This is a genomic window from Sphingobium sp. LF-16 (assembly GCF_003711185.1).
GTDB classification, from domain to species: Bacteria; Pseudomonadota; Alphaproteobacteria; order Sphingomonadales; family Sphingomonadaceae; genus Sphingobium; species Sphingobium yanoikuyae_A.
In genome coordinates this window covers 2,789,683-2,812,100 of the sequence record NZ_CP029335.1, presented here as the reverse complement: position 1 = coordinate 2,812,100, position 22,418 = coordinate 2,789,683, and the positions used below count along the sequence as shown (strand labels likewise).

General features: G+C 66.6%; 23 protein-coding genes. 14 read left to right on the top strand and 9 right to left on the bottom strand.

Annotated elements, in window-relative coordinates:
- Positions 1–4: 4 nt before the first annotated feature.
- From DIZ22_RS13180 to DIZ22_RS13150, 7 genes are read right to left on the bottom strand one after another with little or no spacing between them, the layout of a single operon-like run.
- Positions 5–1,345 carry a DUF1552 domain-containing protein gene (locus tag DIZ22_RS13180; protein ID WP_122928283.1) on the bottom strand — a complete coding sequence of 447 codons (1,341 nt, stop codon included), beginning with the start codon at positions 1,343–1,345 and terminating at the stop codon, positions 5–7.
- Positions 1,342–3,060, bottom strand: a complete 1,719-nt coding sequence (locus DIZ22_RS13175) for a DUF1592 domain-containing protein (RefSeq protein ID WP_122928282.1) — start codon at positions 3,058–3,060, stop codon at positions 1,342–1,344. Before DIZ22_RS13175 ends, DIZ22_RS13180 begins: the two co-directional genes overlap by 4 nt.
- Positions 3,057–4,244 carry a hypothetical protein gene (locus tag DIZ22_RS13170; protein WP_122928281.1) on the bottom strand — a complete coding sequence of 396 codons (1,188 nt, stop codon included), beginning with the start codon at positions 4,242–4,244 and terminating at the stop codon, positions 3,057–3,059. The genes DIZ22_RS13175 and DIZ22_RS13170 overlap by 4 nt, the downstream gene beginning before the upstream one ends.
- Before the next feature lie 17 nt (positions 4,245–4,261).
- Entirely contained in the window at positions 4,262–5,053 is a 792-nt protein-coding gene (locus DIZ22_RS13165; RefSeq protein ID WP_122928280.1) for a hypothetical protein, read from the bottom strand.
- A complete protein-coding gene (locus DIZ22_RS13160) occupies positions 5,053–5,517 on the bottom strand; it encodes a cytochrome c (protein ID WP_122928279.1) in 465 nt (154 codons plus the stop codon). Before DIZ22_RS13160 ends, DIZ22_RS13165 begins: the two co-directional genes overlap by 1 nt.
- Positions 5,518–5,543: 26 nt before the next feature.
- Complete coding sequence (locus tag DIZ22_RS13155) at positions 5,544–6,200, bottom strand: cytochrome b/b6 domain-containing protein (RefSeq protein WP_122928278.1); 657 nt, start codon at positions 6,198–6,200, stop codon at positions 5,544–5,546.
- Complete coding sequence (locus tag DIZ22_RS13150) at positions 6,200–6,508, bottom strand: high-potential iron-sulfur protein (protein ID WP_122928277.1); 309 nt, start codon at positions 6,506–6,508, stop codon at positions 6,200–6,202. Before DIZ22_RS13150 ends, DIZ22_RS13155 begins: the two co-directional genes overlap by 1 nt.
- A gap of 204 nt (positions 6,509–6,712) precedes the next feature.
- On the opposite strand from DIZ22_RS13150, the gene DIZ22_RS13145 reads away from it, so the two are divergent.
- Positions 6,713–7,453: a response regulator gene (locus tag DIZ22_RS13145; RefSeq protein WP_010338467.1), complete on the top strand. Its 741-nt coding sequence runs from the start codon at positions 6,713–6,715 to the stop codon at positions 7,451–7,453.
- The gene (locus tag DIZ22_RS13140) at positions 7,450–8,781 is read left to right on the top strand and encodes an ATP-binding protein (RefSeq protein ID WP_122928276.1); all 1,332 of its coding nucleotides are present in this window, start codon (positions 7,450–7,452) and stop codon (positions 8,779–8,781) included. The genes DIZ22_RS13145 and DIZ22_RS13140 overlap by 4 nt, the downstream gene beginning before the upstream one ends.
- A gap of 99 nt (positions 8,782–8,880) precedes the next feature.
- Here the strand turns inward: DIZ22_RS13140 and DIZ22_RS13135 are convergent, their stop codons facing one another.
- Positions 8,881–10,233 (bottom strand): FAD/NAD(P)-binding protein, encoded by a 1,353-nt coding sequence (locus DIZ22_RS13135; RefSeq protein WP_122928275.1) that lies wholly within the window; start codon positions 10,231–10,233, stop codon positions 8,881–8,883.
- Positions 10,234–10,441: 208 nt separating this feature from the next.
- Between DIZ22_RS13135 and adh the strand changes: the two genes are divergently transcribed.
- The 7 genes from adh to argB all read left to right on the top strand — a co-directional run bounded on the left by adh (position 10,442) and on the right by argB (position 18,866).
- Positions 10,442–11,962, top strand: coding sequence for an aldehyde dehydrogenase (gene adh, locus DIZ22_RS13130; protein WP_122928818.1), 1,521 nt, complete (start codon positions 10,442–10,444; stop codon positions 11,960–11,962).
- Between the two features lie 138 nt (positions 11,963–12,100).
- Complete coding sequence (locus DIZ22_RS13125) at positions 12,101–12,493, top strand: DUF779 domain-containing protein (protein ID WP_004208356.1); 393 nt, start codon at positions 12,101–12,103, stop codon at positions 12,491–12,493.
- Positions 12,483–13,784: a DUF3422 domain-containing protein gene (locus DIZ22_RS13120; RefSeq protein ID WP_122928274.1), complete on the top strand. Its 1,302-nt coding sequence runs from the start codon at positions 12,483–12,485 to the stop codon at positions 13,782–13,784. Before DIZ22_RS13125 ends, DIZ22_RS13120 begins: the two co-directional genes overlap by 11 nt.
- Positions 13,785–13,826: 42 nt before the next feature.
- A complete protein-coding gene (locus tag DIZ22_RS13115; RefSeq protein ID WP_206364605.1) occupies positions 13,827–14,978 on the top strand; it encodes an FIST N-terminal domain-containing protein in 1,152 nt (383 codons plus the stop codon).
- A complete protein-coding gene (locus DIZ22_RS13110; protein ID WP_122928272.1) occupies positions 14,975–17,224 on the top strand; it encodes a NahK/ErcS family hybrid sensor histidine kinase/response regulator in 2,250 nt (749 codons plus the stop codon). The genes DIZ22_RS13115 and DIZ22_RS13110 overlap by 4 nt, the downstream gene beginning before the upstream one ends.
- A gap of 66 nt (positions 17,225–17,290) precedes the next feature.
- A complete protein-coding gene (locus tag DIZ22_RS13105) occupies positions 17,291–17,923 on the top strand; it encodes a queuosine precursor transporter (protein ID WP_010338459.1) in 633 nt (210 codons plus the stop codon).
- A 25-nt stretch (positions 17,924–17,948) separates the two neighbouring features.
- The gene (gene argB / locus DIZ22_RS13100; RefSeq protein WP_004208351.1) at positions 17,949–18,866 is read left to right on the top strand and encodes an acetylglutamate kinase; all 918 of its coding nucleotides are present in this window, start codon (positions 17,949–17,951) and stop codon (positions 18,864–18,866) included.
- Positions 18,867–18,874: 8 nt separating this feature from the next.
- On the opposite strand, the gene DIZ22_RS13095 is transcribed toward argB, so the two are convergent.
- Positions 18,875–19,396, bottom strand: coding sequence for a GNAT family N-acetyltransferase (locus DIZ22_RS13095; protein ID WP_037520209.1), 522 nt, complete (start codon positions 19,394–19,396; stop codon positions 18,875–18,877).
- Positions 19,397–19,556: 160 nt separating this feature from the next.
- On the opposite strand from DIZ22_RS13095, the gene DIZ22_RS13090 reads away from it, so the two are divergent.
- The 5 genes from DIZ22_RS13090 to DIZ22_RS13070 are packed head-to-tail and all read left to right on the top strand — an operon-like array spanning position 19,557 to position 22,318.
- Entirely contained in the window at positions 19,557–19,850 is a 294-nt protein-coding gene (locus DIZ22_RS13090) for a YggT family protein (RefSeq protein ID WP_004208349.1), read from the top strand.
- Positions 19,847–20,170 (top strand): DUF167 family protein, encoded by a 324-nt coding sequence (locus DIZ22_RS13085; protein WP_122928271.1) that lies wholly within the window; start codon positions 19,847–19,849, stop codon positions 20,168–20,170. The genes DIZ22_RS13090 and DIZ22_RS13085 overlap by 4 nt, the downstream gene beginning before the upstream one ends.
- Positions 20,167–21,060, top strand: coding sequence for a bifunctional methylenetetrahydrofolate dehydrogenase/methenyltetrahydrofolate cyclohydrolase FolD (gene folD, locus DIZ22_RS13080; RefSeq protein WP_010338455.1), 894 nt, complete (start codon positions 20,167–20,169; stop codon positions 21,058–21,060). The genes DIZ22_RS13085 and folD overlap by 4 nt, the downstream gene beginning before the upstream one ends.
- The gene (locus tag DIZ22_RS13075) at positions 21,057–21,704 is read left to right on the top strand and encodes a hypothetical protein (protein WP_122928270.1); all 648 of its coding nucleotides are present in this window, start codon (positions 21,057–21,059) and stop codon (positions 21,702–21,704) included. Before folD ends, DIZ22_RS13075 begins: the two co-directional genes overlap by 4 nt.
- A complete protein-coding gene (locus DIZ22_RS13070) occupies positions 21,701–22,318 on the top strand; it encodes a MarC family protein (protein WP_004208345.1) in 618 nt (205 codons plus the stop codon). Before DIZ22_RS13075 ends, DIZ22_RS13070 begins: the two co-directional genes overlap by 4 nt.
- The last annotated feature ends 100 nt before the right edge of the window (positions 22,319–22,418 follow it).

Genomic DNA, 22,418 nt, shown 5'->3' with positions numbered 1-22,418 from the left:
GGGATCAAACTATCAGTCCGGGGATGATCTTGTTCGTCTCCAGACTGCCCGTGCCCCAACGGTCGACCGGCACGCCCATCGCCTGTTGCAGGGTCAGGCCGACCCGGCTGACCGGCGATCCGTCGCCGGTGATATATTGGCCGGTATGGATGCGCCCGCCGGCCGATCCCGCCGTCATCATCGGGATATTGTCGATGGTGTGGAATTTGGCGAACTCGGTCTCGCTATGGGCAAAGACCAGGCTGTTATCCAGCAGGGTGCGGTCGCCTTCCTTCACCGCGTCCATCGCCTTGATGAAATAGGTCCAGGCTTCCATGCACTTGTCGACATAGAAGGTGACTTCGGGCTGATAGCCCAGCCGGTTGTCCAGCACCTCCTCATGGGTCAGCTGATGATGGGTGATGGTGCTGCCCACCCGCGTCAGCGACGATGCGCCATTGTTGAAGTTCATGTTGAACAGCCGGACATTGTCGCAGGCCATCGCCATCACCAGCAGATCGGTCATGATCTCGTGATTGCGCATCACATTCTCGATCTCGGCATTGACCGGCAGGTCGGGCACCTTGGGCGGGACGACACAGGCCTGCATCGGCGCCGGCTTGGTCAGCTGCACGTCGAGCTGGTTTTCCAGCTGCCGCAGCGAGGTGAAATATTGGTCGAGCCGCTGCCTGTCGGCCGCGCCCAGCCGCGCCTCCAGCGCCTGGCGCTGGTCGGACACGCCGGACAGGACACTGCGCCGCGCCATGACCGCCGGATCGGGGGTGAAGGTCGCGCTGTTGGGATCATGGAAGCCCGCGCCGAACAGCCTTGTATAAAGGGCGGCGGGCGACACTTCCGCCGGGTTGAGATTGCCATTGCCGCGCCCGGACAGCGAATTGCGCGGATCGCCGGTCGCCGACAGTTCGATCGAGCGGAAACGGGTACGGGTGCCGATCACATCGCCGATCGACACGTCGAAGGACGGCCCCGGCAGGCCCCGGTCGGAATCGATCGCCATGCCGGTGCGGATGCCGATGCCGCCGCTGATGTGCGGCAGGTTGGGCTTGCCATCGAGCGGCAGGGTGAAATCGCCCAGGATATTGACCTTGTGCTTGAGCGCCTCGATCGAGGCCAGCTCGACCTTCAGCTCATAATCCTTGCCGGCGGCAGTGGGGAACCAGCGCGGCGGATTGACGCCCAGCCCCCAGAACCAGGTGCCGAAACGGATCGGCATCGGCGCGCCGGTCGCCGCCATGGCGGTGCCGTTGCCGTCGAGGAAGATGTCGAGCAGCGGCAGGCCGACGGCCACGGCCATGCCGTTGACCATGCCGCGCAGCGCAGTGCGGCGATCGAGGGTGAAGCTCATGGACGGTCTCCTTCACGGATATGCGGGCTGGTCATCATCGCGACCTGCGGCTTGGCCAGCGGTGGGGTGCTGATGCGATAGGCATCGGCCATGGTCGCGACCCGCAGGAACAGCGCCTGGATGCGATAGCCATCGGCAGCAAAACCCTGTTCCAGCGCCATGGCGGTCGCCTCCTCATCCTCCGGCATGCGCCCGGTCGCATATTGGAAAGCGCGCCCCGCAACGCATTCGGTGGTCGATTTGCTCGCCGCCAGCGCCTGCCCCAGGCCGACATTGCCCTGGAAGGCCGTCCCCTCGAACACGCCGGCGGTATCGATCGGCGCGTCATTCTCGGTCCGGCGGAAGGCGCCGATGCCGTCAAACCGTTCCAGCGGCAGGCCCAGCGGGTCGGTGATCTTGTGGCAGGCGGCACAGACCGGATCGCTGTTATGGGCGTTCAGGCGAATGCGCGCGGTCGGCATCGCCTTGTTGCCGACATCCTGCACGGCGGTGAAATTGACGTTGCCAGGCGGATTGGGCACCGGCTGGCACAGCAGCAGTTCGCGGATCGCCCGGCCGCGCAGGGTCGGCGAACTGCGCCCCGAATGGGAATAGAGCGCCAGGAAACCGGCTTGGCCCAGCAGCCCGGCGCGATCGTCGCCATCGGCAAATTCATAGGGCACCCAGCCCTGCATGCTGGACACCTTGGCCTGATAGAGCGGCCCCAGCGCCCGGTTGATGAAGGTCCGCCGGGTGGTGAACAGGTCGCGATAATCGCCCTGCCGCGTCACCAGCTGGTCGACGATCATGCGCAGCATCTGTTCGGACAGGGCCGACGCCACATCGGGGTTGAAGCGGGGATAGACGATCTGGTCCTTGGCCATCTCGTCGAACTTCTCGAACAGCAGCATGTCGGCGAAGAAGGCCCGCACGCCGTCCTCCAGCCGCGGCGAACGCACCATCTTCTGCGCGATTGCTGCGAGCTGGGCCGGATCGGTCAGCTTGCCCTCGTCGGCCGCGCGCAGCAGCGCCTCATTGGGCGTCGTGTTCCACAGCAGATAGCTCAGCCGCGCGGCGCGGGCATGATTGTCGAGCCGCAGGCTGCCGGGCGCTTCCGGGTCGGGCTCCGCGCTCTCGATGATGTAGAGGAATTGTGGCGATACCAGCATGGCGGCGAGCGCCAGCTGCATCCCGTCATAGAAACCCTGGCCATCGCCAGCGCCCTTGCCGGCCATCATGACGAAGGCGCCGATCTCTTCCTGCGTCATCGGCCGGCGAAACAGGTAGCGGCCGATCGGCATCAGCGTCCGCGCAGCGCAATCGGCATCGGGTGCGGCTGCATCGCGCGGGGCGCAGGGCATGAACTGGGCGCGGCGATCCGGCGCGAAGACCTGCGCGGCGATATTGCGCGCCATCGCGTCGAACTGCTCCAGTCCGGCGGGTGAGATGGTCGATGCGCTGGCGCCGGTCGAGATCAACTCATGCACCGGCCGCACGATCGGCTCGAACCGGCCTGCCACCTTGATGTCGGGACCGAAAATGTCCGCGATGCTGTTGCGATATTGCGCTTCGGTCAGACGGCGCATCCCCGCCACCTGGCCCAGCGGCGTCTTCAAGGGCGCGAAGCTGGCCTCGGGCGTGGCGGCGGTCTGCGGCGCCTTCTCGACCGTGCAGGCGCTCAGCAGCAATCCGGCGAGCAGCGCCCCGCGCGCCCGGCGGCGAAACGGCCAGCTCATCGCTGCGCCACCTTGGGCTGGGGCAGGCGGTCGGTGATGAAGGCGGGCACGGCCCAGGCCTCCATGCCGCTGGAAATGCGGCGGCACTGGCCGGTCGCCGGATCGCGATCGCCATCGGCCATCGCCTTCAAGGCGGCATACATGGCGGCGCAGTCATAGCCGGCCGTGGTCGCCGCGCCCTCGCCACCGACCGAGGCGCTGGCCATCACGTTCCAGATCGGCTGATAGCCGCCGACGATGCCCTTGATCGATCCGTCCGGCTGGAAGGTGAAGCGCAGCCGCGCCTTGGTGAAATCATATTCGTTGCGCCGGCCGCGAATGTCCCGCTCCGATCCCTGGCCCCAATTCTGCTTCAGGCGGATATGGGCCGGCTCGGTGGTCAGCACGCCATTGACGATCCGCCCTTTCAGCACATTGCGATGGGCGGCATTGGCGGTGACGCTGTAGCTGGCGCCGGGGATGAAATTCTGGCGCGAATCCACCACCGCCCGATCCTCGGTATTGGCGTAGATCACCGTCACGTCGGGATCATTCTCCAGACTGTCGACGCCGCTCAGCAACAGCACTTGGCTATGTTCGCCGCTGACCAGAAACTGGGTCAGGCCCTTGACGATATCGCCGCCCATACCGTCGACCCCGCGCCAGGTGCGCACGCAGCCCATCGCCCGCCACATCTGGTTGTCGACACCTGGCTCGCCGGCAGGCCCGGTAAAATTGGCATGGCCGCACGTGTCGCCCGCCGCCGCGCCGTCCGCATCATCGTCCAGGTTCAGCCCCTGCGCGACCTTGCCCTGCACCATGCGCTGGGGCGGCCGATCGAACTTGTCGGGATGGGTGCAGATGTTGATATTGTCGGGACCAAAGGCATAGCCGGTCCAGCGCGCGGTCAGTTCTTTCTCGTTCGCCTTTTCCAGCAGCCGCGCCCGCTCGCCAACCGGCTGGGTCTGGAGATAATTTTCGCGCAGGGTGGCGGCCAGGCCCTGCGGGCAATCTTCCTTGCCCTGATAGATGGCGGGCGCGAAATGGCTGACAACGAAGCCCATCTCGCCATTGGCCGGCGGCGCGGGCAGCGCTGCGGGTTTCGCGGGGGCATCGCCCTGCGCTGACACAGATGCCGGCACCGACGCCGCGAGTGGCAGCGCGCCCAGCAGCAGGACCAGTGTGCGATGATACTGCACGATCATCCTCTCCTTGCGAAATGTCATGGGATCAGCGGTTCGGCCTCGGCGGGAATGTCCGCCGGGTCGTCGCCCGCGATGGTGAAGACCGGCCGGTCGCGATAGGCCCATTGGGCGCGGTCGCCATCGGGCCGCACGGTCCAGGCGCCCATGCCCCGCCGCGCCATGCCCGCCGGGAAGACGCGCCAGTCGGCGCAGGCCGTGCCACAGGCCTTGCCCTTATGCGTAATCAGCAAATTCCCCTGACCATCGACCAGCAGATAGCGTCCGTCCACCAGCCGCGCCGTCACATCGGCCGGCGCGTCGATCTTGGGCGCGGCCGGCACATATTTGAGGCTGTTCCAGACCAGAGCGTCCTCGCCTTCATGCCCGATCGTGCCGGGCCGATCGCCGGCATGGGTGAAGACCAGATTGACCCGCTTATAGACCCATTGCGGCCCGCTCGGTCCCTGCATCACGATCCAGTCGGCGCCGTCCTGCTTCAGCCGGGGCGCCTTGCGATCGCCGCCGAACTCGGGCGGTGCAGGCACGATCTCCGCCTTGGCCGGCGCGGCCAGCGGCGTCCATTGCATCAGGCAATCGCCCGAACACCAGAGCGGCTGATGCCCGGTCCGCCCGGTCACGGCGCGCATGTCCATGCCATAGAGGGTGCGGCCATGGGCATCGACATAGATGCTCTGCTCGCCGACCTTGCGGACGCTGACGCCGGCCGGCAGCGGCTCGCCGCTCGCGGCCTCGGGCGGCAGGTCGGCGGCCTGCGCCCAGAGCGCGGCCGGCTGCACCAGCCACAGGATCGCGGCCGCCCGGCGCCACATCAGCGCTTCTCCTCGACGCGGAAGCTGCGATGGCAGGTGCCACAGCTTTGCCCCAGCGTCTTGGCCGCAACCCGCATCTTCGCCACGTCGCCGCTCGCCGCCACGGTGGCGAAGCTGTTGGCCTGTGCGGTAAAGCCGTCCTGCGCCGCCTTGAATGCGGCCGGCTGGCTCCAGATTTCGGGCTTGGCCGCCGTCTTGACGCCGGGTTTCAGGCCGCTGCCGGCCGGGAACCAGCCCTGCTGCTGGCGCGCATAATCGCGGATCTGCCGCGCCGAAATCTGGATCACATAGGTTTGCGGCGTGGCCGATTTCAGCTCGTCATTGATATTCTTGAACGCCGCGCCGACCTCGCGAAAACCCGCGATCCGGGTGGCGACGATATCGCCGGGCGCGGCCGCCAGCGGTGCCGCGCAGAGCAGTGCCAGCATCGCGATCGGCCGCTTCATCCGGGCTGTATCGTGCATCCTCATCCTCGTCCCTTTCATGTCTGTCACAGCATCGGATCGGCAAAGACCCACCAGGCGAGGCTGCCCGCCAGCAGGATGGCGACGGCGAAGGCGACAGGCGACGCGCGCCGCACCGCCACCGGCTCGCCGGTCACTTTCGCGCGGCCGCTGACCATCGGCCCGATCAGGTTGCGCCGCCGCACCAGCAGGTAGAACAGCACCGCCAGGACATGCAGGCCGATCAGCATCTGCAGGATGGTGAAGCTGATGCCGTGAATCTCGGAGGCGAGCCGGCCCTGATCGAAATCGACCAGATGCGACAGCGGCCCGGATTCGATGCCGTCGATATCGACCGCGAACAGGCCGGTGCCGACTTGCACCGACAGCGCCAGTAGCATCGCCAGCACGCTCCAGCCGCCCAGCGGATTATGGCCCGGCGCCGCGGGCACACGGCCGGTCAGATAGGCGAAGATCGCGCGCGGCCCGCGCAGGAACTGGGCAAAGCGCGCAGGCCCCGATCCGATCACGCCCCAGATCAGGCGAAAGGCGATCAGGAACAGCACGGCCTGACCCGACAGGCGATGCCAGTCCATGTGATAGGTTTCCGCGCTCCACCAGGAAAAGCCGATCAGGCCGACCAGCGACCAGTGAAACAGGCGGATGGGCAAGTCCCAGACATATTGGCGGGCTGGGTTCGCCATCAGCTCTTCTTCGCCCAGCTGTCGCACACGCCTTCGGCCGGCACGATGCCGCCGCTCAGCAGCGCGCATTTGCCGCAACCGGGCTGGGCGGCGGTGAAAAAGGCGCACAGGCCGCAGCGCTTGGTCGCATCGCTCGACGTGCGAAAGCCCAGCGACTTGCGCATGCTCTTCTGCGCGGCCGACAGGCTGGCGGGATCGACGCATTCGGCGGCATTGGCGATGCTCGCAATCCCCAGCGGCACGCAGGCGATCAGGCCCAGCGCCGATCGGCGGCTCCAGTGACGGACATGATGATGGCTTGCCGCCATGCGGCCCACTCCTCTTCCGTGCCGGCCCGGTTGCTCCGGTCCTCTTGTGCGATCCTTCTAGCAGGGGGGCGGCGGATTAATTTGTCAGCGCCGACAAAATCGGCGCAGAATGCAGGCGCTTATTCCGCCCTTTGTGTCGGGCCTGACAAAATCCGGCGCGGGCCGGCGGCTAGAAGGAGCGGCATGGGAAGAGGAGAGGTAAGGGTGACAGCGAAGCTGACAGGCGACAGCGCGCCGGGCGACACGCATATCCTGATCGTCGATGACGATCCGTCGCTGCGCGCGCTGGTCCGCGCTTTCCTGATACAGGAAGGCTATGTCGTCAGCGAAGCGGCCGATGGCCCGGCGATGCGGGCCATACTCGCCCATCAGCCGGTCGACATCATCGTCCTCGACGTCATGATGCCGGGCGAGGATGGGCTGTCGATCGCCCGTTCGCTCGCGGGACAGCAGGATGCCGGCATCATCATGGTGTCGGCGCTGGGGACGGAGGGGGACCGGATCACCGGCCTGGAAATGGGCGCCGACGACTATCTGCCAAAGCCGCTGTCGCCGCGCGAGTTGCTCGCCCGCATCCGTGCGCTGCAGCGCCGCCGTCGCCCGGTCGCCGACACCCGCCAGCCGGTGCTAGCCCATTATCATTTCGAAGGGTGGCAACTCGATCCGGTGCGCCGGGTGCTGCGCGATCCCGCCGGCATCATCATCAGCCTGTCGGAGGGGGAGTTCGCCCTGCTGCTCGCCTTCATCGAACATCCCCAGCAGATATTGAACCGCGACGCGCTGGTCGAACTGGCGCGCGGCGAGGATGCCGATGTGTTCGACCGGGCGATCGACACCCAGGTCAGCCGCTTGCGCCGCAAGCTCGGCACCCGCGCGCGCGGCGAATTGATCCACACCGTCCGGTCTGAAGGCTATATCTTCCAGGCGCCGGTGCAGCGCGGATGAAGGCGGGCTTCCTGCGCTGGGCCAATTCGATCCACGCCCATCTGCTGGCGCTGGCCCTGGTCGTGATCCTGACGCTGACCGCCTTCAGCCTGACCCTGCTGCTCTATTTCATCCCGCCCGAACGGGTGCCGCTGTCGGTCTATGAGATTGCCCGCATCGTCCATGGCCAGCCCCTGCTGCGCGACGAGCCGGTGGTGCATGAGGTGCGGCAGGCCATCGCGCCGCCGGCATCGACCGACCCGGCCGATCGGCTGATCGCCGCGCTGCTGGCCCGGCGCCTCAGCCTGCCGGCGGCCGATGTGCGCATCCGTCTCGACCCCGGCGATCGCGAGCGGATCGGCCAGTTCGTGGCGGAGATGCAGCTTTATGGCCCCGATGGCGTCGCCGATCCCTTCATCCTGGGCACCTTCACCGCCGCGATCCGCCAGCCCGACGGTCAGTGGCGGATGATCACGCGGGAAGCGCGGGGCGGGCGGTCGCTCTGGCGGCTGCTCGGCCAATATGCCTTCCTCGTCGGCATCCTGCTGGTGGTGCCGCTCAGCCTCTGGTTCAGCGCGCGGCTGACCCGCCCGATCCGCGCCTTCGCCGCCTCGGCCGAGCGGATGGGGGCAGGGCAGGAGGAACAGCCGATCCCGCTCGACGGGCCGAGCGAGATCCGGCTGGCGGCGCAATCGATCAACGAGATGCAGGCGCGCATCGCCCGCTATGTGCGCGAACGCACCTCGGTCGTCGGCGCGATCGCGCATGATCTGCGCACGCCGCTGTCGCGCCTCCATTTCCACCTCACCGCCGCGCCCGCGCCGGTGCGGATCGCGGCCGAGGAGGAAATCCGCCAGATGGAGGCGCTGATCGGTACGACGCTGGACTTCGTCGACAATGAAAACCGCCCCCGCCTCAAGGAACCGCTCGACCTTGGCCTGCTGGTCGAGGGGCTGGTCGACGATTTTTCCGATATGGGCCGTGACGTGACCCTGCTGGGCGCGGAGCCTGTCATCATCGCGGGTGACATGATCCTGCTCAAACGGCTGTTCACCAACCTGATCGACAATGCGATCAAATATGGCAATCGCGCGCGGGTGCGGGTGATGCGCGACGAGGGGCGGGCGATCGTCACGATCGAGGATGACGGGCCGGGCATGGAACAGGCCGATATCGCCCGCGCCTTCGAGCCCTTCTATCGCGGCGAACCCTCGCGCAACCGCAGCACCGGCGGCGTGGGTCTGGGGCTGTCGATCGTCCAGTCGGCAGCGCAGGCGCATCAGGGGCGGGTGCTGCTGGCGCGCACGCCCGATGGTGGGCTGCGCGCGCAGGTCGAGCTGCCAGTTTAGAGCGTTTTCTGATCAGGTGGAATCACCTGATGACTCGGAAAACGCGTTAAACCAAAAACTTAGAGCAACCGATCTGACGCAGTCGGATCGGAATTTGCTCTAAAGCCCTTCCGCCTCCACCCATTGCGCGCCGGTCAACGCGCGCGCCATGTCCCAGCTATGGCGGCGGATATCGGGCACGGCGACGATCTCCCAATGAGCGCCGCGCGTCATCGGCCCGACCACCAGCAGCCGTTCCTGCGCGCTGCCGTCGCGTGCGATGGCATGGCCCTGCCGGTTGGTGTCGATGCCGATCGCCAGCGCATCGGGCCGGATTGCGCCACGATCCGCCAGCCGGCGCAGCAGCACATCGTCGGTCCGGCCCAGATCGGCCAGCGGCCCGGTGCAATTGACCACCCGCGCCACCCGGATATCCTGCACCTGTTCGCCGCCGCGCGGCCGCCATTGCACGATCAGCCCCTGGTCGGCGTCCTGCGCGCCGATGATTCGGCCCGCCGCGATCCGCAGCCGCCCGCTCGCCTGCATCGCGGCGATCCGTTCAGCCACCTGCGGCGCGATGCGGTGGCGATGCACGTCCCAATAGGGCCGGGCATGACGCAGGAAGCGCGCCCGTTCGACCGGGGAGGCCGCCCGCCATATATCCTGGGTGAAGGGGCGCAGTTCATCGACCGCGCGGCGCCAGCCGACCGCATCGGCGCGCTGGCGGATGGTGCGGACCAGCCCGGCGCAATGGGCGGCGGGCCGTTCGCGCAGGGCAGGGAAGGGCGCGGCCGGCGCATGGCTGTGCGGCACCAGCCCGCGCCGCGACAGCGCCAGGATCGATCCGCGAAAGCCGGCGCTGTCCAGCGTCTGCGCGCAATCCACCGCGGTCAGGCCCGTGCCCAGCAGCAGTATCTTGTCGCTCGGCGTCAGCCCCTCGGCAATGTCCGCGCCCCAGGGTTCGGATACATAGAGCGGGGGCGCCTTGTCCCGGAATGGCGGCAGGTCATGCGGCGGCAGATTGCCCGGTGCCAGCGCCACCGCGTCGGCCGTCAGCACCTTGCCCGACGCCAGTTCGACGACACAGCCATCGCCGGTCATGCGGATGTCGACCGCCGCATCATCGATCACGTCCAGCCGGTCGCCCGCCTCGGCGCGGGTCTTGTCCAGCAGCGCGGAAAGATAGCGGCCATAGGTCGCCCGCGTCGCGAAGCTGGCGTCCGATCCGCCACTCGTCTCCGCCAGCCATTGCGCGAAATGGCCCGGCTGGTCGGGAAAGGCGCTCATGTTGCCGGCGCGGACGTTGAGGATATGATCGGGCAGGGCGCTGCCGAACGCGACACCCTTGCCCAGCCGTTCGGGCCGCCGCTCGACCAATGTCACCCGCATCGTCCCGTAGCGCAGCAGGTTGATCGCCAGCAGCGTGCCGCTGAACCCGCCACCGACGATGATCAGGTGGGAAACTTGGAACATGGGGGAAATCTCTCCGGGCAGGGAAGGGGCCTGCCAGATAGAGCAGCCCGTCGGGGCGCTGTCGAGGGGGCGGCACAGGTCGCGTCTCATGCCCGCCTCGTCCCGCAGACGGGGCGATCCGACCGAAGGTCCAATTGCACCGGCGGCCTGCTTTGCCATCTTCTGAAGGCTGAAAGACGATCACAAAATCGACCCAGGAGACAAGATGATGCTGCAACAGGCGCTGGATAAATTCGCCGGCCAGACCCTGATCCGCGACCGCTACGACAATTATATCGGCGGGCAGTGGACGGCACCGGCCAAGGGCCAGTATTTCGACAATATCTCGCCGGTCACCGGCCAGGTCGTGTGCCAGGTCGCGCGCGGCACGGCGGACGATATCGAGGCCGCGCTCGACGCCGCCCATGCTGCCAAGGACGCCTGGGGCAAGATGTCGTCGACGCAGCGGTCCAACATCCTGCTCAAGATGGCCGATCGCATGGAGGCCAATCTCGACCTCATCGCGCTCGCCGAGACGATCGACAATGGCAAGCCGATCCGCGAGACCACCCATGCCGACATTCCGCTCGCCATCGATCATTTCCGCTATTTCGCCGGCTGCGCCCGCGCCCAGGAAGGATCGATCAGCGAGATCGACCATGACACCATCGCCTATCATTTCCACGAGCCGCTGGGTGTCGTCGGCCAGATCATCCCCTGGAACTTCCCGATCCTGATGGCGGTGTGGAAGCTGGCGCCGGCGCTGGCCGCCGGCAACTGCATCGTGCTCAAGCCCGCCGAGCAGACGCCGATGTCGGTGCTGGTCCTGGCCGAGATCATCGGCGACCTGCTGCCGCCGGGCGTGCTCAACATCGTCAACGGCTTCGGCGTGGAAGCGGGCAAGCCGCTGGCGTCGAACAAGCGGATAGCCAAGATCGCCTTCACCGGCGAGACCACGACCGGCCGCCTGATCATGCAATATGCCTCGGAAAACCTGATCCCCGTCACGCTGGAACTGGGCGGCAAGTCGCCCAACATCTTCTTCGAGGATGTGATGGATGCGGACGATGATTATTTCGACAAATGCCTCGAAGGCTTCGCCATGTTCGCGCTCAACCAGGGTGAGGTCTGCACCTGTCCCAGCCGCGCGCTGATCCAGGAATCGATCTACGAAAAGTTCATCGAGCGGGCGATCGCGCGGGTAAAGGCGATCAAGCAGGGCAGCCCGCTCGATCCTTCGACGATGATCGGCGCCCAGGCGTCGAACGACCAGCTCGAAAAGATCCTCTCCTACATCGCGATCGGCAAGGAAGAGGGCGCACAAGTGCTGACCGGCGGCGATCGCGCCACCCATGACGGCGAACTGGCCGATGGCTTCTATGTGACGCCCACCGTGCTCAAGGGGCATAACAGGATGCGTATCTTCCAGGAGGAGATTTTCGGCCCGGTGCTGGCCGTCACCACCTTCAAGGACGAGGCGGAGGCGCTCGCCATCGCCAATGACACGCTCTACGGCCTGGGCGCGGGCGTGTGGACCCGCGACGGCGCCCGTGCCTATCGCATGGGTCGGGGCATCCAGGCCGGTCGCGTCTGGACCAACTGCTACCACGCCTATCCGGCCCATGCGGCCTTCGGTGGTTACAAGCAGTCGGGCATCGGCCGCGAAAATCACAAGATGATGCTCGACCATTATCAGCAGACCAAGAATCTGCTGGTCAGCTACAGCCCCAAGGCGCTGGGCTTCTTCTGACGGATCCACAGCGGAGCGCCCCTTCTCTCTCCTTTCTCGGCGCTCCGCACCTTTGGCGGGCATCCTCCCCCGGATGCCCGCCAGCTTTGGTTCTGCCAATGTTGCCAATGGCGGTTTTGGTTCTGAAGGATCGGATCGATGGCCGATTGTCCTGCCCGCATTCTCGCCACGCCCGCGGCCGACGCGCTGATCGCGCGCCTGACCGATCAGCATGGCCCGCTGATGTTCCACCAGTCGGGCGGCTGCTGCGACGGTTCCGCGCCGATGTGCTTCCCGCGCGGCGAGTTCCGGGTCGGCCCGCAGGATGTGCTGCTGGGCCATGTCGCGGGCGATGTGCCGGTGTGGATCGGCGCGGCCCAGTTCGAATATTGGCGCCATACCCAGGTGACGATCGACGTGGTGCCGGGGCGTGGCGCCGGCATGTCGCTCGAAAGCCCGGAGGGGCAGCGCTTCATCGTCCGCTCGCGCGTCTTCACCGATGCGGAGGCGGATCTGCTGGAAGCCGCTGGAGAGCCGGCGCGTGGTGGCTGAGCGGCGCTTCACCGAACATGCGCTGCGCCCGCAGGTGGTGGGCGAGATGCAATTGCGCCGCGAACCTGCGCTGACGGTCCCGGCACGGATGATCCAGCTTGTCCGCCTGCTCGATGCGGACGCGCGCACGGCCGAACTGGCGGCCGTGTCCGCCATGCCGGGCGATCTGCGTCCAGGGCATGACAGCCGCCATCGCGAGACCCGGCTGGGCGCCGACATCCATCTTCACTGGGAGCAGCATAGCGAGGCCAGCACGGTCACCCTGGTGCGCGGCGGCAGCGATCCGGTCGGCTGGGATTTTCCCGATGCGGCCGACGCCCGTGCCGCGATCGCCTGGGCCGAATATCTGCCGGGTGCGGTGATCCGCGCCGTGCGGCTGGCGATCGTCGCGGATGAAGGCGCCGCCGCTGAGCTGGTGGCCAGTGCCGGTTTCCCGGCGGGCCAGCTCGTCACCTGCCATGTCGGTGGCGGCGCGCGCATCTGGACCGATTTCCGCATCCATGATGATGGCTATGGCCGGATGGTGGTGGCCGCCAACGGCCTGCTGCCCGGCGATCTTGCCCGCTGCGTCCAGCGGCTGCAGGAACTGGGCAATTATCGCAATCTGGCGCTGCTTGGCCTGCCGCCCGCGCGCACGGCCTGGGCCGATCTCGACTGGCTGGAACAGGCGCTGGAGCAGGTCGGCCGGGCGCTGGCCGCCGGCGAGGTGCGCGACGATGTGCTGCTGGGCCGACTGATCCAGTTGTCCGCCGACATATTGTCGATCGACAGCGGCTGCGCCTATCGGATGAGCGCGACCGCCGCCTATGGCCGGATCGTCGCCAGTCGCCTCGCCGAACTGGACGTCGTGCCGATCGCCGGTCATCGCTCGCTCGCCGACTTCACCGAAAGGCGGCTCTGGCCTGCCGTGCGCACCTGCGCGGCGCTGACCGATCGGCTGGCGCTGCTCAACGGCCGCGCGGCGCAGTTCACCGCCCTGCTGCGCACCCGGATCGAAACCCATATCGAGAACCAGAATGGCCGCCTGCTCGCCTCGATGGACCGCAGCGCACGGATGCAGCTCCAGCTTCAGCAACTGGTTGAGGGGCTGTCGACGGCTGCCGTCAGCTATTATGCGCTTGGCCTGCTCTCCTATCCGCTCAAGGCCGTGGAAAAGCACTGGCCGCGCCTGTCCGCGACGCTGCTGCTGGGGCTTGCCATGCCATTCGTCGCATTGCTGGTCTTCCACCTGATCCACGGCGCCAGAAGCCGGCTTGTTTCGCGTGACAGGCCAGCGGAACCCGCTACATGATAATGCCCCAAAGCATAAGAAAATGGGCGATGGGGAGAGACAATGGCGACAGGCGCAGGGGTAAGGGCAGGGATAGGATTTGCGTCCTCCCATGCCGACGATCCGTTCGAGGCGATGGCGGATCTGGTGGATCAACTCGGCACGGAGCCGCTGGCCGGCGCCGTGATCTTCTGTTCCCAGCATTATGACCGGGATAGCCTGGCGCGGGCGATCAACCTGCATAGCGAATGCACCACCGTGATCGGCTGCACCAGCTCGGGCGAACTGACCGATGCGGGCTATGATCATGACAGCCTGACCGTGATCGGCTTTCCCGCTGCCGATTTCTGCATGACGTCCCATTGCTTCGACGACATCGACAATTTCGATCCGGTCGCCGCGCGCGAAATCGTGCGGACGCTGGCGGCGCAGGCGGAACGGGACAGCCGCCGACTGGGCGGGCTGGTCAACCATGTCGCGCTGTTCCTGGTCGACGGCCTCTCGCACCGGGAGGAACTGCTGACCATGACGATCCAGGATGCGCTGGGTGATATTCCGCTGATCGGTGGATCATCCGGCGACGATCTCGCCTTCCGCCAGACCGCGATCTTCGATGGCGGCCGCTTCCATGCCCGCGCCGCCGTGGTGGCGATCCTCTCCTCGACCCGGCCGATGCACGTCTTCAAGGCGCAGCATTATCAGCCTGGCGCCGCCAAGATGGTGATTACCGGCGCGATCCCGCACGAACGCATCGTGACCGAGATCAATGCAGAGCCGGCCGCGGCCGAATATCTGCGGCTGGCCGGCCATGCCGGCGAGGAGCTGGGGATGGAATTTTTCGCGGCGCATCCGCCGATGGTCCGGGCCGGCGGCGAATATCATGTCCGCTCGATCCAGAGCGCCAACCCGGACGGCAGCCTGACCTTCTATTGCGCGATCGACGAGGGGATCGTGCTCAACATCGGCGAGCCAGTGGATCGGATCGCCGGCATGCGCCAGCTCTTCTCCGACCTGCACGCCCGCGTGGGCGAGGTGGACCGGATCATCGCCTTCGACTGCGTGCTCAACCGCATCGATGCCGAACAGCGCCAGATTTCGCGCGATGTTTCCGCCCTCTATGCCGGCAACCGGGTCATTGGCTTCAACACCTATGGCGAGCAATATCATGCGTTGCACGTCAACCAGACCTTCAGCGGATTGGCGATCGGCCGATGAGCGAGCTGCGCACCGCCCTTGAAACCGACGCGGAGCTGGATGCCCTGCGCGAGGAGGTGCGCAAGCTGCGCAAGATCAACGGCGCGCTGATGGACCGGGTGGAACGCTCGACCGACATGTCGGCCAACGCCTTTTCCATGTTCGAAACCGCCATCTCGCTTGAAGCCAAGGTGCGCGACCGGACGCTCCAGCTGGAGGATGCGCTGGGCCGCCTCGCCAAGGCCAATGCCGATCTGGCCGAGGCCCATGCCGATGCGGACGCCGCGCAGGTGCGCCTGCGCGATGCGATCGAATCGATCAACGAAGGCTTCGTGCTGTTCGATGCCGAAGACCGGCTGATCCTGTACAATGAAGCCTATCTCGGCTTCTGGCCGCAGGTCGCCGAGCGGCTGGACCAGAATCTGACCTTCCACGACATCGCCCGCATCGCCGCCCACAGCCAGGGGCCGGCCGGGGCACAGGTCGCGCCCGATCGCTGGGTGTCGGATCGCCTGGCAAAGCATGGCATCGCCGATGGTGGCCAGGTGCAGCGGCTGGCCGATGGTCGCTGGATACAGATCAACGAACTGCGCACCAGCGAAGGCGGCATCGTCGGCATCTATACCGACATTACCGAGGCGAAGGCGGAGGATGCCCGCGCCCGTGCCCGCGAACTGGCCGAACGCAACGTCGTGCTGCAGTCGACGCTCGACAATCTGTCGGAGGGGGTCTGCGTGTTCGACGGCAGTGGACAACTGGCCGCCTGGAACGACGCGCTGCGCCGGCTGCTCGCTTTGCCGGAAAATTTCGCCGGCGCGCTTGGCAGTCATGCCGAATTGCAGCGCTGGTGCCGCGAGACGCTGGCGATGGACGATCAGGGCTGCCTCGACTGGCGCGGCGGCGGCGCGGACCAGCAGGCGATGGTCTGCCTCTGCACCGCCGGGGAACGGCATTTCGAATTGCGCAGCAACGCCATGGCCGATGGCGGCCAGGTGTTCGGCTTCACCGACGTCACCGACATGCTGCGCGCCCAGGCCAGCCTTCAGGAAACGGCTGAAACGCTGGAACGGCGCGTGTCGGAACGCACCGGCGAACTGGTCGACCTCAACCGCAAGCTGGAAGGCGAAGTGGCCGAGCGCCGCGCGATCGAGGCGGCGCTGATCGATGCCAAGATCGTCGCGGAAAAGGCGAACCTGTCCAAGACCCGCTTCCTCGCCGCCGCCAGCCATGATCTGCTCCAGCCGCTCAATGCCGCCCGCCTGTTCGTCGCGGCGCTGGGCGACCGGCGGCTGGCGCTGCCGACCCGCGCGCTGGTCAACCAGACCTCGACCGCGCTCGACTCGGTCGAGGATCTGCTGGAGGCGCTGCTGGAAATCTCGCGCCTGGATGCCGGTGCGATCCAGCCGGAAATCGGCCCGTTCCGCATCGATCGGCTGCTCCAGACGCTGAATGTCGAATTTGCCCCCATGGCCCGATCGGCTGGCCTTGCCTTCCGGATCGAGGCGCAGCCGCTCTGGGTCGAGACCGACCTGCGCCTGCTGCGCCGTATCCTCCAGAATTTCATCTCCAACGCCATCCGCTACACGCCGCGCGGCACGGTTTCGGTCGCCTGCATCCAGCATGACGACCGGGTGGAGATCAGCGTGACCGACAGTGGCCCCGGCATCGCGCCCGAGCAACAGGCGCTGATCTTCGAGGAGTTTCGCCGGCTCGACACCCGCAGCCAGGGCAAGGGGCTGGGCCTCGCCATCGTCAAGCGGGCCAGCGACATGCTCGGCCACCCCATCACCTTGCGCTCGCAGCCGGGGCAGGGGGCGACCTTCGCCATCGCCCTCCCCATCGGCCAGCCCCAGCGCGAGGAGGATGGCGACACCGGCCAGCCGACCCGCGACCGGTCGATGCGCGACCTGTCGGTGCTGGTGGTCGACAATGAAAAGCAGATCCAATCGGGCATGCGCACCCTGCTCACCGGCTGGGGGTGCAGCGTCGTCACCGCCGACGGCTATGACCAGGCGTCCGCGCTGTTCGCCGATGGCCGCCGGCCCGACATCATCCTGGTCGACTATCATCTCAAGGACGGGGAGACCGGCGACACGGTCATCACCCGCCTGCACGATCATTTCGGCGTCCGCATCCCCGCCGTCATGATCTCGGCCGATCGCGGCGAACCGCTCAAGACCCAGCTCGCCGCCGCCAACATCCCCCTGCTCAACAAGCCGGTAAAGCCCGCCCAGTTGCGCGCGCTGCTGCGCACCATGCTGGCCTGAAAGGGGACGGGACAAGGCGTGCCGCGCCATCTTCCCCCGCAGGCCGAATCCCGGTAAGGGCTGGCGATGACTTCATCGCCCGCGCCGCTGACCCGCTCCCTCTTCGTCTTTTCCATCCTTTATGGCGGCATGGTCTGCATGGCCGGCGTGCTGGGGGTGAAACAGGTCGCGCTGGGGCCGCTCGCGGTGGAGGCCGGCATCTTCGCCTTCCTGCTGCTGGTCATCATTTCCAGCGCCGTGTCGGAACTGCACGGCCAGAAGACGGCGACCGCGCTGGTGCGCCTGGGCTTCGTGCCGCTGCTGGTGTCGGCCGCGCTGATCCATATCGTCATCGCCCTGCCGCATGATCCGGGCATGTATCCGCCCGCCGTCGATGCCTTCCCGATCGTCGTGGGACAGGGATCGCGGATGATGCTGGCGGGCCTCATTTCCTATGGCACGTCGCAGACGCTCAACGTCTTCATCTTCTCGCGCCTGGCCGGGGGCGAGGGCCGTCTGGTCTGGCTGCGCGGCATGGTGGCCAGCGTCGTGTCGCAGATCGTCGACACCCTGCTGTTCATCACCATCTCCTTCTATGGCGAGCGGCCGATCATGGACCTGATGGTCGGACAGATGATTACCAAGGTGCTGCTGTCGATCATCCTGGTGCCGCCGCTCATCTCCGCAGCGGTCGCATTGGGCCGTCGCCTCGATCGATAACTTGCCGTAGCGCGCATATGGGCTTATGCGCGCGCGCATGACCAGCAACTACGCCCCCGATCCCGCGCTCCTCGCGAAGGCCGAAACCCTTGTCGAGGCGCTGCCCTATATGCAGCGCTATGCGGGCAAGACCTTCGTCGTGAAATATGGCGGCCACGCCATGGGCGATCCGGAGGCTGCACGCGACTTCGCCGAGGACGTCGTCCTGATGAAGGCGGTCGGCATCAATGTCGTCGTCGTCCATGGCGGCGGGCCGCAGATCGGCGCGATGCTCAAGAAGCTGGGCGTCGAATCGCAGTTCGTGAACGGCCTGCGCGTCACCGACAAGGAAACCGCCCAGATCGCCGAAATGGTGCTGGCCGGTTCCATCAACAAGGAAATCGTCGGCTGGATCAGCGGCGCGGGCGGCCGGGCCGTAGGCATCTCCGGCAAGGATGGCGGCCTCGTCCTGTGCGAGAAGGTCGGCCACAGCCGCGCGCCCGATCCCAATTCGGGCATTGAGCGCCATGTCGACCTGGGCTTTGTTGGCGATCCGGTCTCGGTCGATCGTCGCATCCTCGACACGCTGACCCAGGACGGCATCATCCCTGTGGTCGCGCCCGTGGGCATCGGCGCCGATGGCCATACCTATAATGTCAATGCCGACACCATGGCCGGCGCGATCGCCGCCGAACTTCAGGCGTCGCGCTTCTTCCTGCTGACCGACGTGCCGGGCGTGCTCAACAAGGACAAGGAATTGCTGACCGATCTCGATCCGGCGGCGATCCATGCGTTGCAGGTCGACGGCACCATCACCGGCGGCATGATCCCGAAGCTGGAAACCTGCGTCAAGGCGGTCGAGAGCGGCGTCGATGCCGCCGTCATCCTAGACGGCCGGGTGCCGCATGCGATGCTGCTGGAAATCTTCACCGATCGCGGTGCGGGCACGCTGATCCGCAAATAAGCCCGGATTTACCGGAGCAGGATTGCCGGATCAGCCCAATATATGCGCTTTTCCGGCAGGGTCCGGCCGTCCGGGCCGGGCTTGTCCCAATCCTCGACCTCGACCCCGCCGCGCGAGGCATAGAAGCCGCGCGCGGCCAAATTGTCGCTGTAGCACCACAGGAACAGGCCGGTCTGCGGCCAGCCCTCGATCGCCCATTGCGCCCCGCGCGCCAGCAATGCCGTGCCAAGGCCCGTGCCGCGCGCGGCGGGCAGGGCGTGGAGATTGTCGACCAGCGTGCCCCAGCGATCATCGGCCCCGCCGATGATGCAGGTGAAGCCCATCGGCTGCCCGTCCCGTTCGGCGATGATGATGCGCTGTCCCGGCGCCGGATGTTCGAGCCGCTGTGTCCATGTGGCCAGCCGCTCGGCCTCGATCCCGCCCGCCAGATAGGCCGGGTCCATGATATGGGCATAGGCGATGCGCCAGCTTTCCACATGCATGGCGGCGATCAGCGGGGCATCGGCGGGGGAGGCGTCACGAAAATCCATGGCTCCGCTATAGCGCGACGGGCTGGTCCCGCTACCCCTTCCTGCCGAACCGGCTTTTGCAGAACTATGGCGTCCTTTGGTGGAATAAGGGACTGTCGCGACTTGTGGCCGGCCCCATGCCTCGGCTAGAGCGAGCGCCAACCGCTCTTTCGGAGACCGCATGGCCTACGCCCTCTATCAGACCATCGTCATCCTGCTCGACGTGCTGTGGTGGATCATCATCATCCAGGCCGTCATGAGCTGGCTGATCGCCTTCAACGTCGTCAACATGGGCAGCGATTTCGTGCGCACCGTGATGGTCGCGCTCGATCGGATGACGGCGCCCATCTATAATCCGATCCGCCGGGTCATGCCGGACCTTGGCGCGCTCGACCTGACGCCGATGGTTGTCCTGCTGGGCATTCTCATCATCCGCCAGGCGATCCTGCCGCCGCTCTTCTCCAGCCTGATGTGACCGGGTGGCGCCGGGACGGGGATGACCTCATTCTGGCGGTCCGCCTGACGCCCGGCGCCACGCGCGAGGATGTCGGTGGGCGCTGGACCGACGAACATGATGCGCACTGGCTGTCCGCCCGCGTGCGCGCCGTGCCGGAAAAGGGAAAGGCCAATGCGGCGCTGATCGCGCTGCTGGCCAAGCGGCTGGATTGGCCCAGGGGCGCGATTTTGCTGGAATCGGGTGATACCAACCGGCTAAAGCGATTGCGGATACAGGGCGGGGCGCAGGCGTTGGACCGGCTGACCGCCATCATCGAGACATGGATAGACGCGACATGACGATCGGCAAGATTATCGACGGCAAGGCTTTTGCGGCCGGACTGCGGGACAAGGTGGCCGATGGCGTCGCCGCCTTCGTGGAACAGACGGGCCGCAAGCCGGGCCTGGCCGTGGTGCTGGTGGGCGAAGATCCCGCGAGCAGCGTCTATGTCCGCAACAAGGGCAAGATGACCCTGGCCGCCGGCATGGAAAGCTTCGAGTTCAAGCGCCCCGACAGCATCGGCGAGGATGACTTGCTCGACCTGATCGAGGAACTGAACCATGACGACCGCGTCGATGGTATCCTGGTCCAGCTGCCGCTGCCCAAGCATATCGATGAAGCGGCGGTGATCGCCGCGATCGACCCGGCCAAGGATGTCGACGGCTTCCATGTCGTCAACACGGGGCGTCTGGCCACCGGACAGGATGCGCTGGTGCCCTGCACGCCGCTCGGCTGCATCATGCTGCTGAAGGATGAACTGGGCGACCTGTCGGGCATGGAGGCGGTCGTGGTCGGTCGTTCCAACATCGTCGGCAAGCCGATGGCGGCGCTGCTGCTCGCGGAAAATTGCACCGTCACTATTGCCCATAGCCGCACCCGCGACATCGCCAGCATCGTCCACCGCGCTGACATCGTGGTCGCTGCCGTCGGCCGCGCCGAAATGGTGAAGGGCGAATGGATCAAGCCGGGCGCGACGGTGATCGACGTCGGCATCAACCGCGTGGTCGATACCGAAGATGGCAAGGGCCGGATCGTCGGCGATGTCGCCACGGCCGAAGCGCTGTCCCATGTCCGCGCCATCACCCCGGTCCCCGGCGGCGTCGGCCCGATGACGATCGCGGTGCTGCTGCGCAACACGCTGGTCGCCGCCCATGCGCGCGCGGGCCTCGCCAAGCCGGAGGGGCTGTGAAGGGGCGCGGCGCGCTCCTCGCCCTCAGCCTGGTGATGCTGGTCGCGGCCAAGCCGCCGATGCGTTACCAGCCCGATCCCAGCTCGGTGATCGCGGCCGAAATCGCCTTCAACCGGCTTGCCCAGCAAAAGGGGCAATGGACCGCCTTTCGCGAGACGGCAGCGGATGACGCCGTGATGTTCGTGCCGCAGCGGGTGGTGGCGAAGGACTGGCTGAAGAAGCAGGCGGACCCGCCGGCCTCGGTCAGCTGGTCGCCCTCGATCGTCTATGTCTCCTGCGACGGCCTGCTTGCCGCCAGCACCGGCAACTGGAAACGGCCGGACGGATCGGTCGGCTATTTCACCACCCTGTGGAGGCGCGACAAGAAGGGCCGCTGGCAGTGGATCCTCGATCATGGCGATCGTCTGGCGACCGAACGGGAGGTGCCGGAATTTCTGACCGGCAAGGTCGCGACCTGCAAGCGCGGCGCGCGGCCCGAAGGTCCGCCCCCGGCAAAGGGGGAGGCGCCGCCGGTGCCGCAGGATGACAGCCTGATCTGGTCCGCCGATGTCGCGACCGACGGCAGCCGCCGGATCACCGTCCGCATGTGGAACGGGACCGGCTATGATGTGGTAATCGACGACAAGGTGGGGGCGCCGTCATGATGGAATTGTTCATATCCGCTTTCGTCACCCTGTTCGTGGTGATCGATCCGCCGGGCTGCGCGCCCATCTATGCCAGCCTGACCAGCGGGGCGAGCATCGCCCAGCGTCGGTCGATGGCGATCCGCGCGGTCGGCATTGCCGCCGCCATCCTGCTGGTCTTCGCCCTGTGGGGCAAGCAGCTGCTTGGCGTGCTCGGCATCGAACTGGACAGTTTCCGCATTGCCGGCGGCATCATGCTGTTCATGATCGCGATGGACATGGTGTTCGAAAAGCGCACCCAGCGGCGCGAGGACCGGGCGCAGAAGATCGCCGAGACGCCGGAGGTGGAGGATGTCTCCGTCTTCCCGATGGCGATGCCGATGATCGCCGGACCGGGCTCGATCGCGACCGTCATGCTGTTGATGTCGCGCGCCGATGGCATGGTCGACCGGCTGGTCGTGCTGGTCGCCGTCGCGGTGACTTTGGTGCTGATGCTGGGCGCCTTGCTGGCGGCCGGGCCGTTGATGGCGATCCTGGGCACCAAGATCGAGGCGGTGATTACCCGCCTGCTCGGCGTGCTGCTCGCCGCGCTCGCGGCGCAGTTCGTGATCGACGGGCTGAAGGCCAGCTTCTGACCCGTCCCTGCCTGTCCTACAGCCCCTGTTCCATGCTAGTCGGGAACAGGGGACGATAGGGATGAGGCGCGCAACATGATTTCCAACATCGGCATCAAAA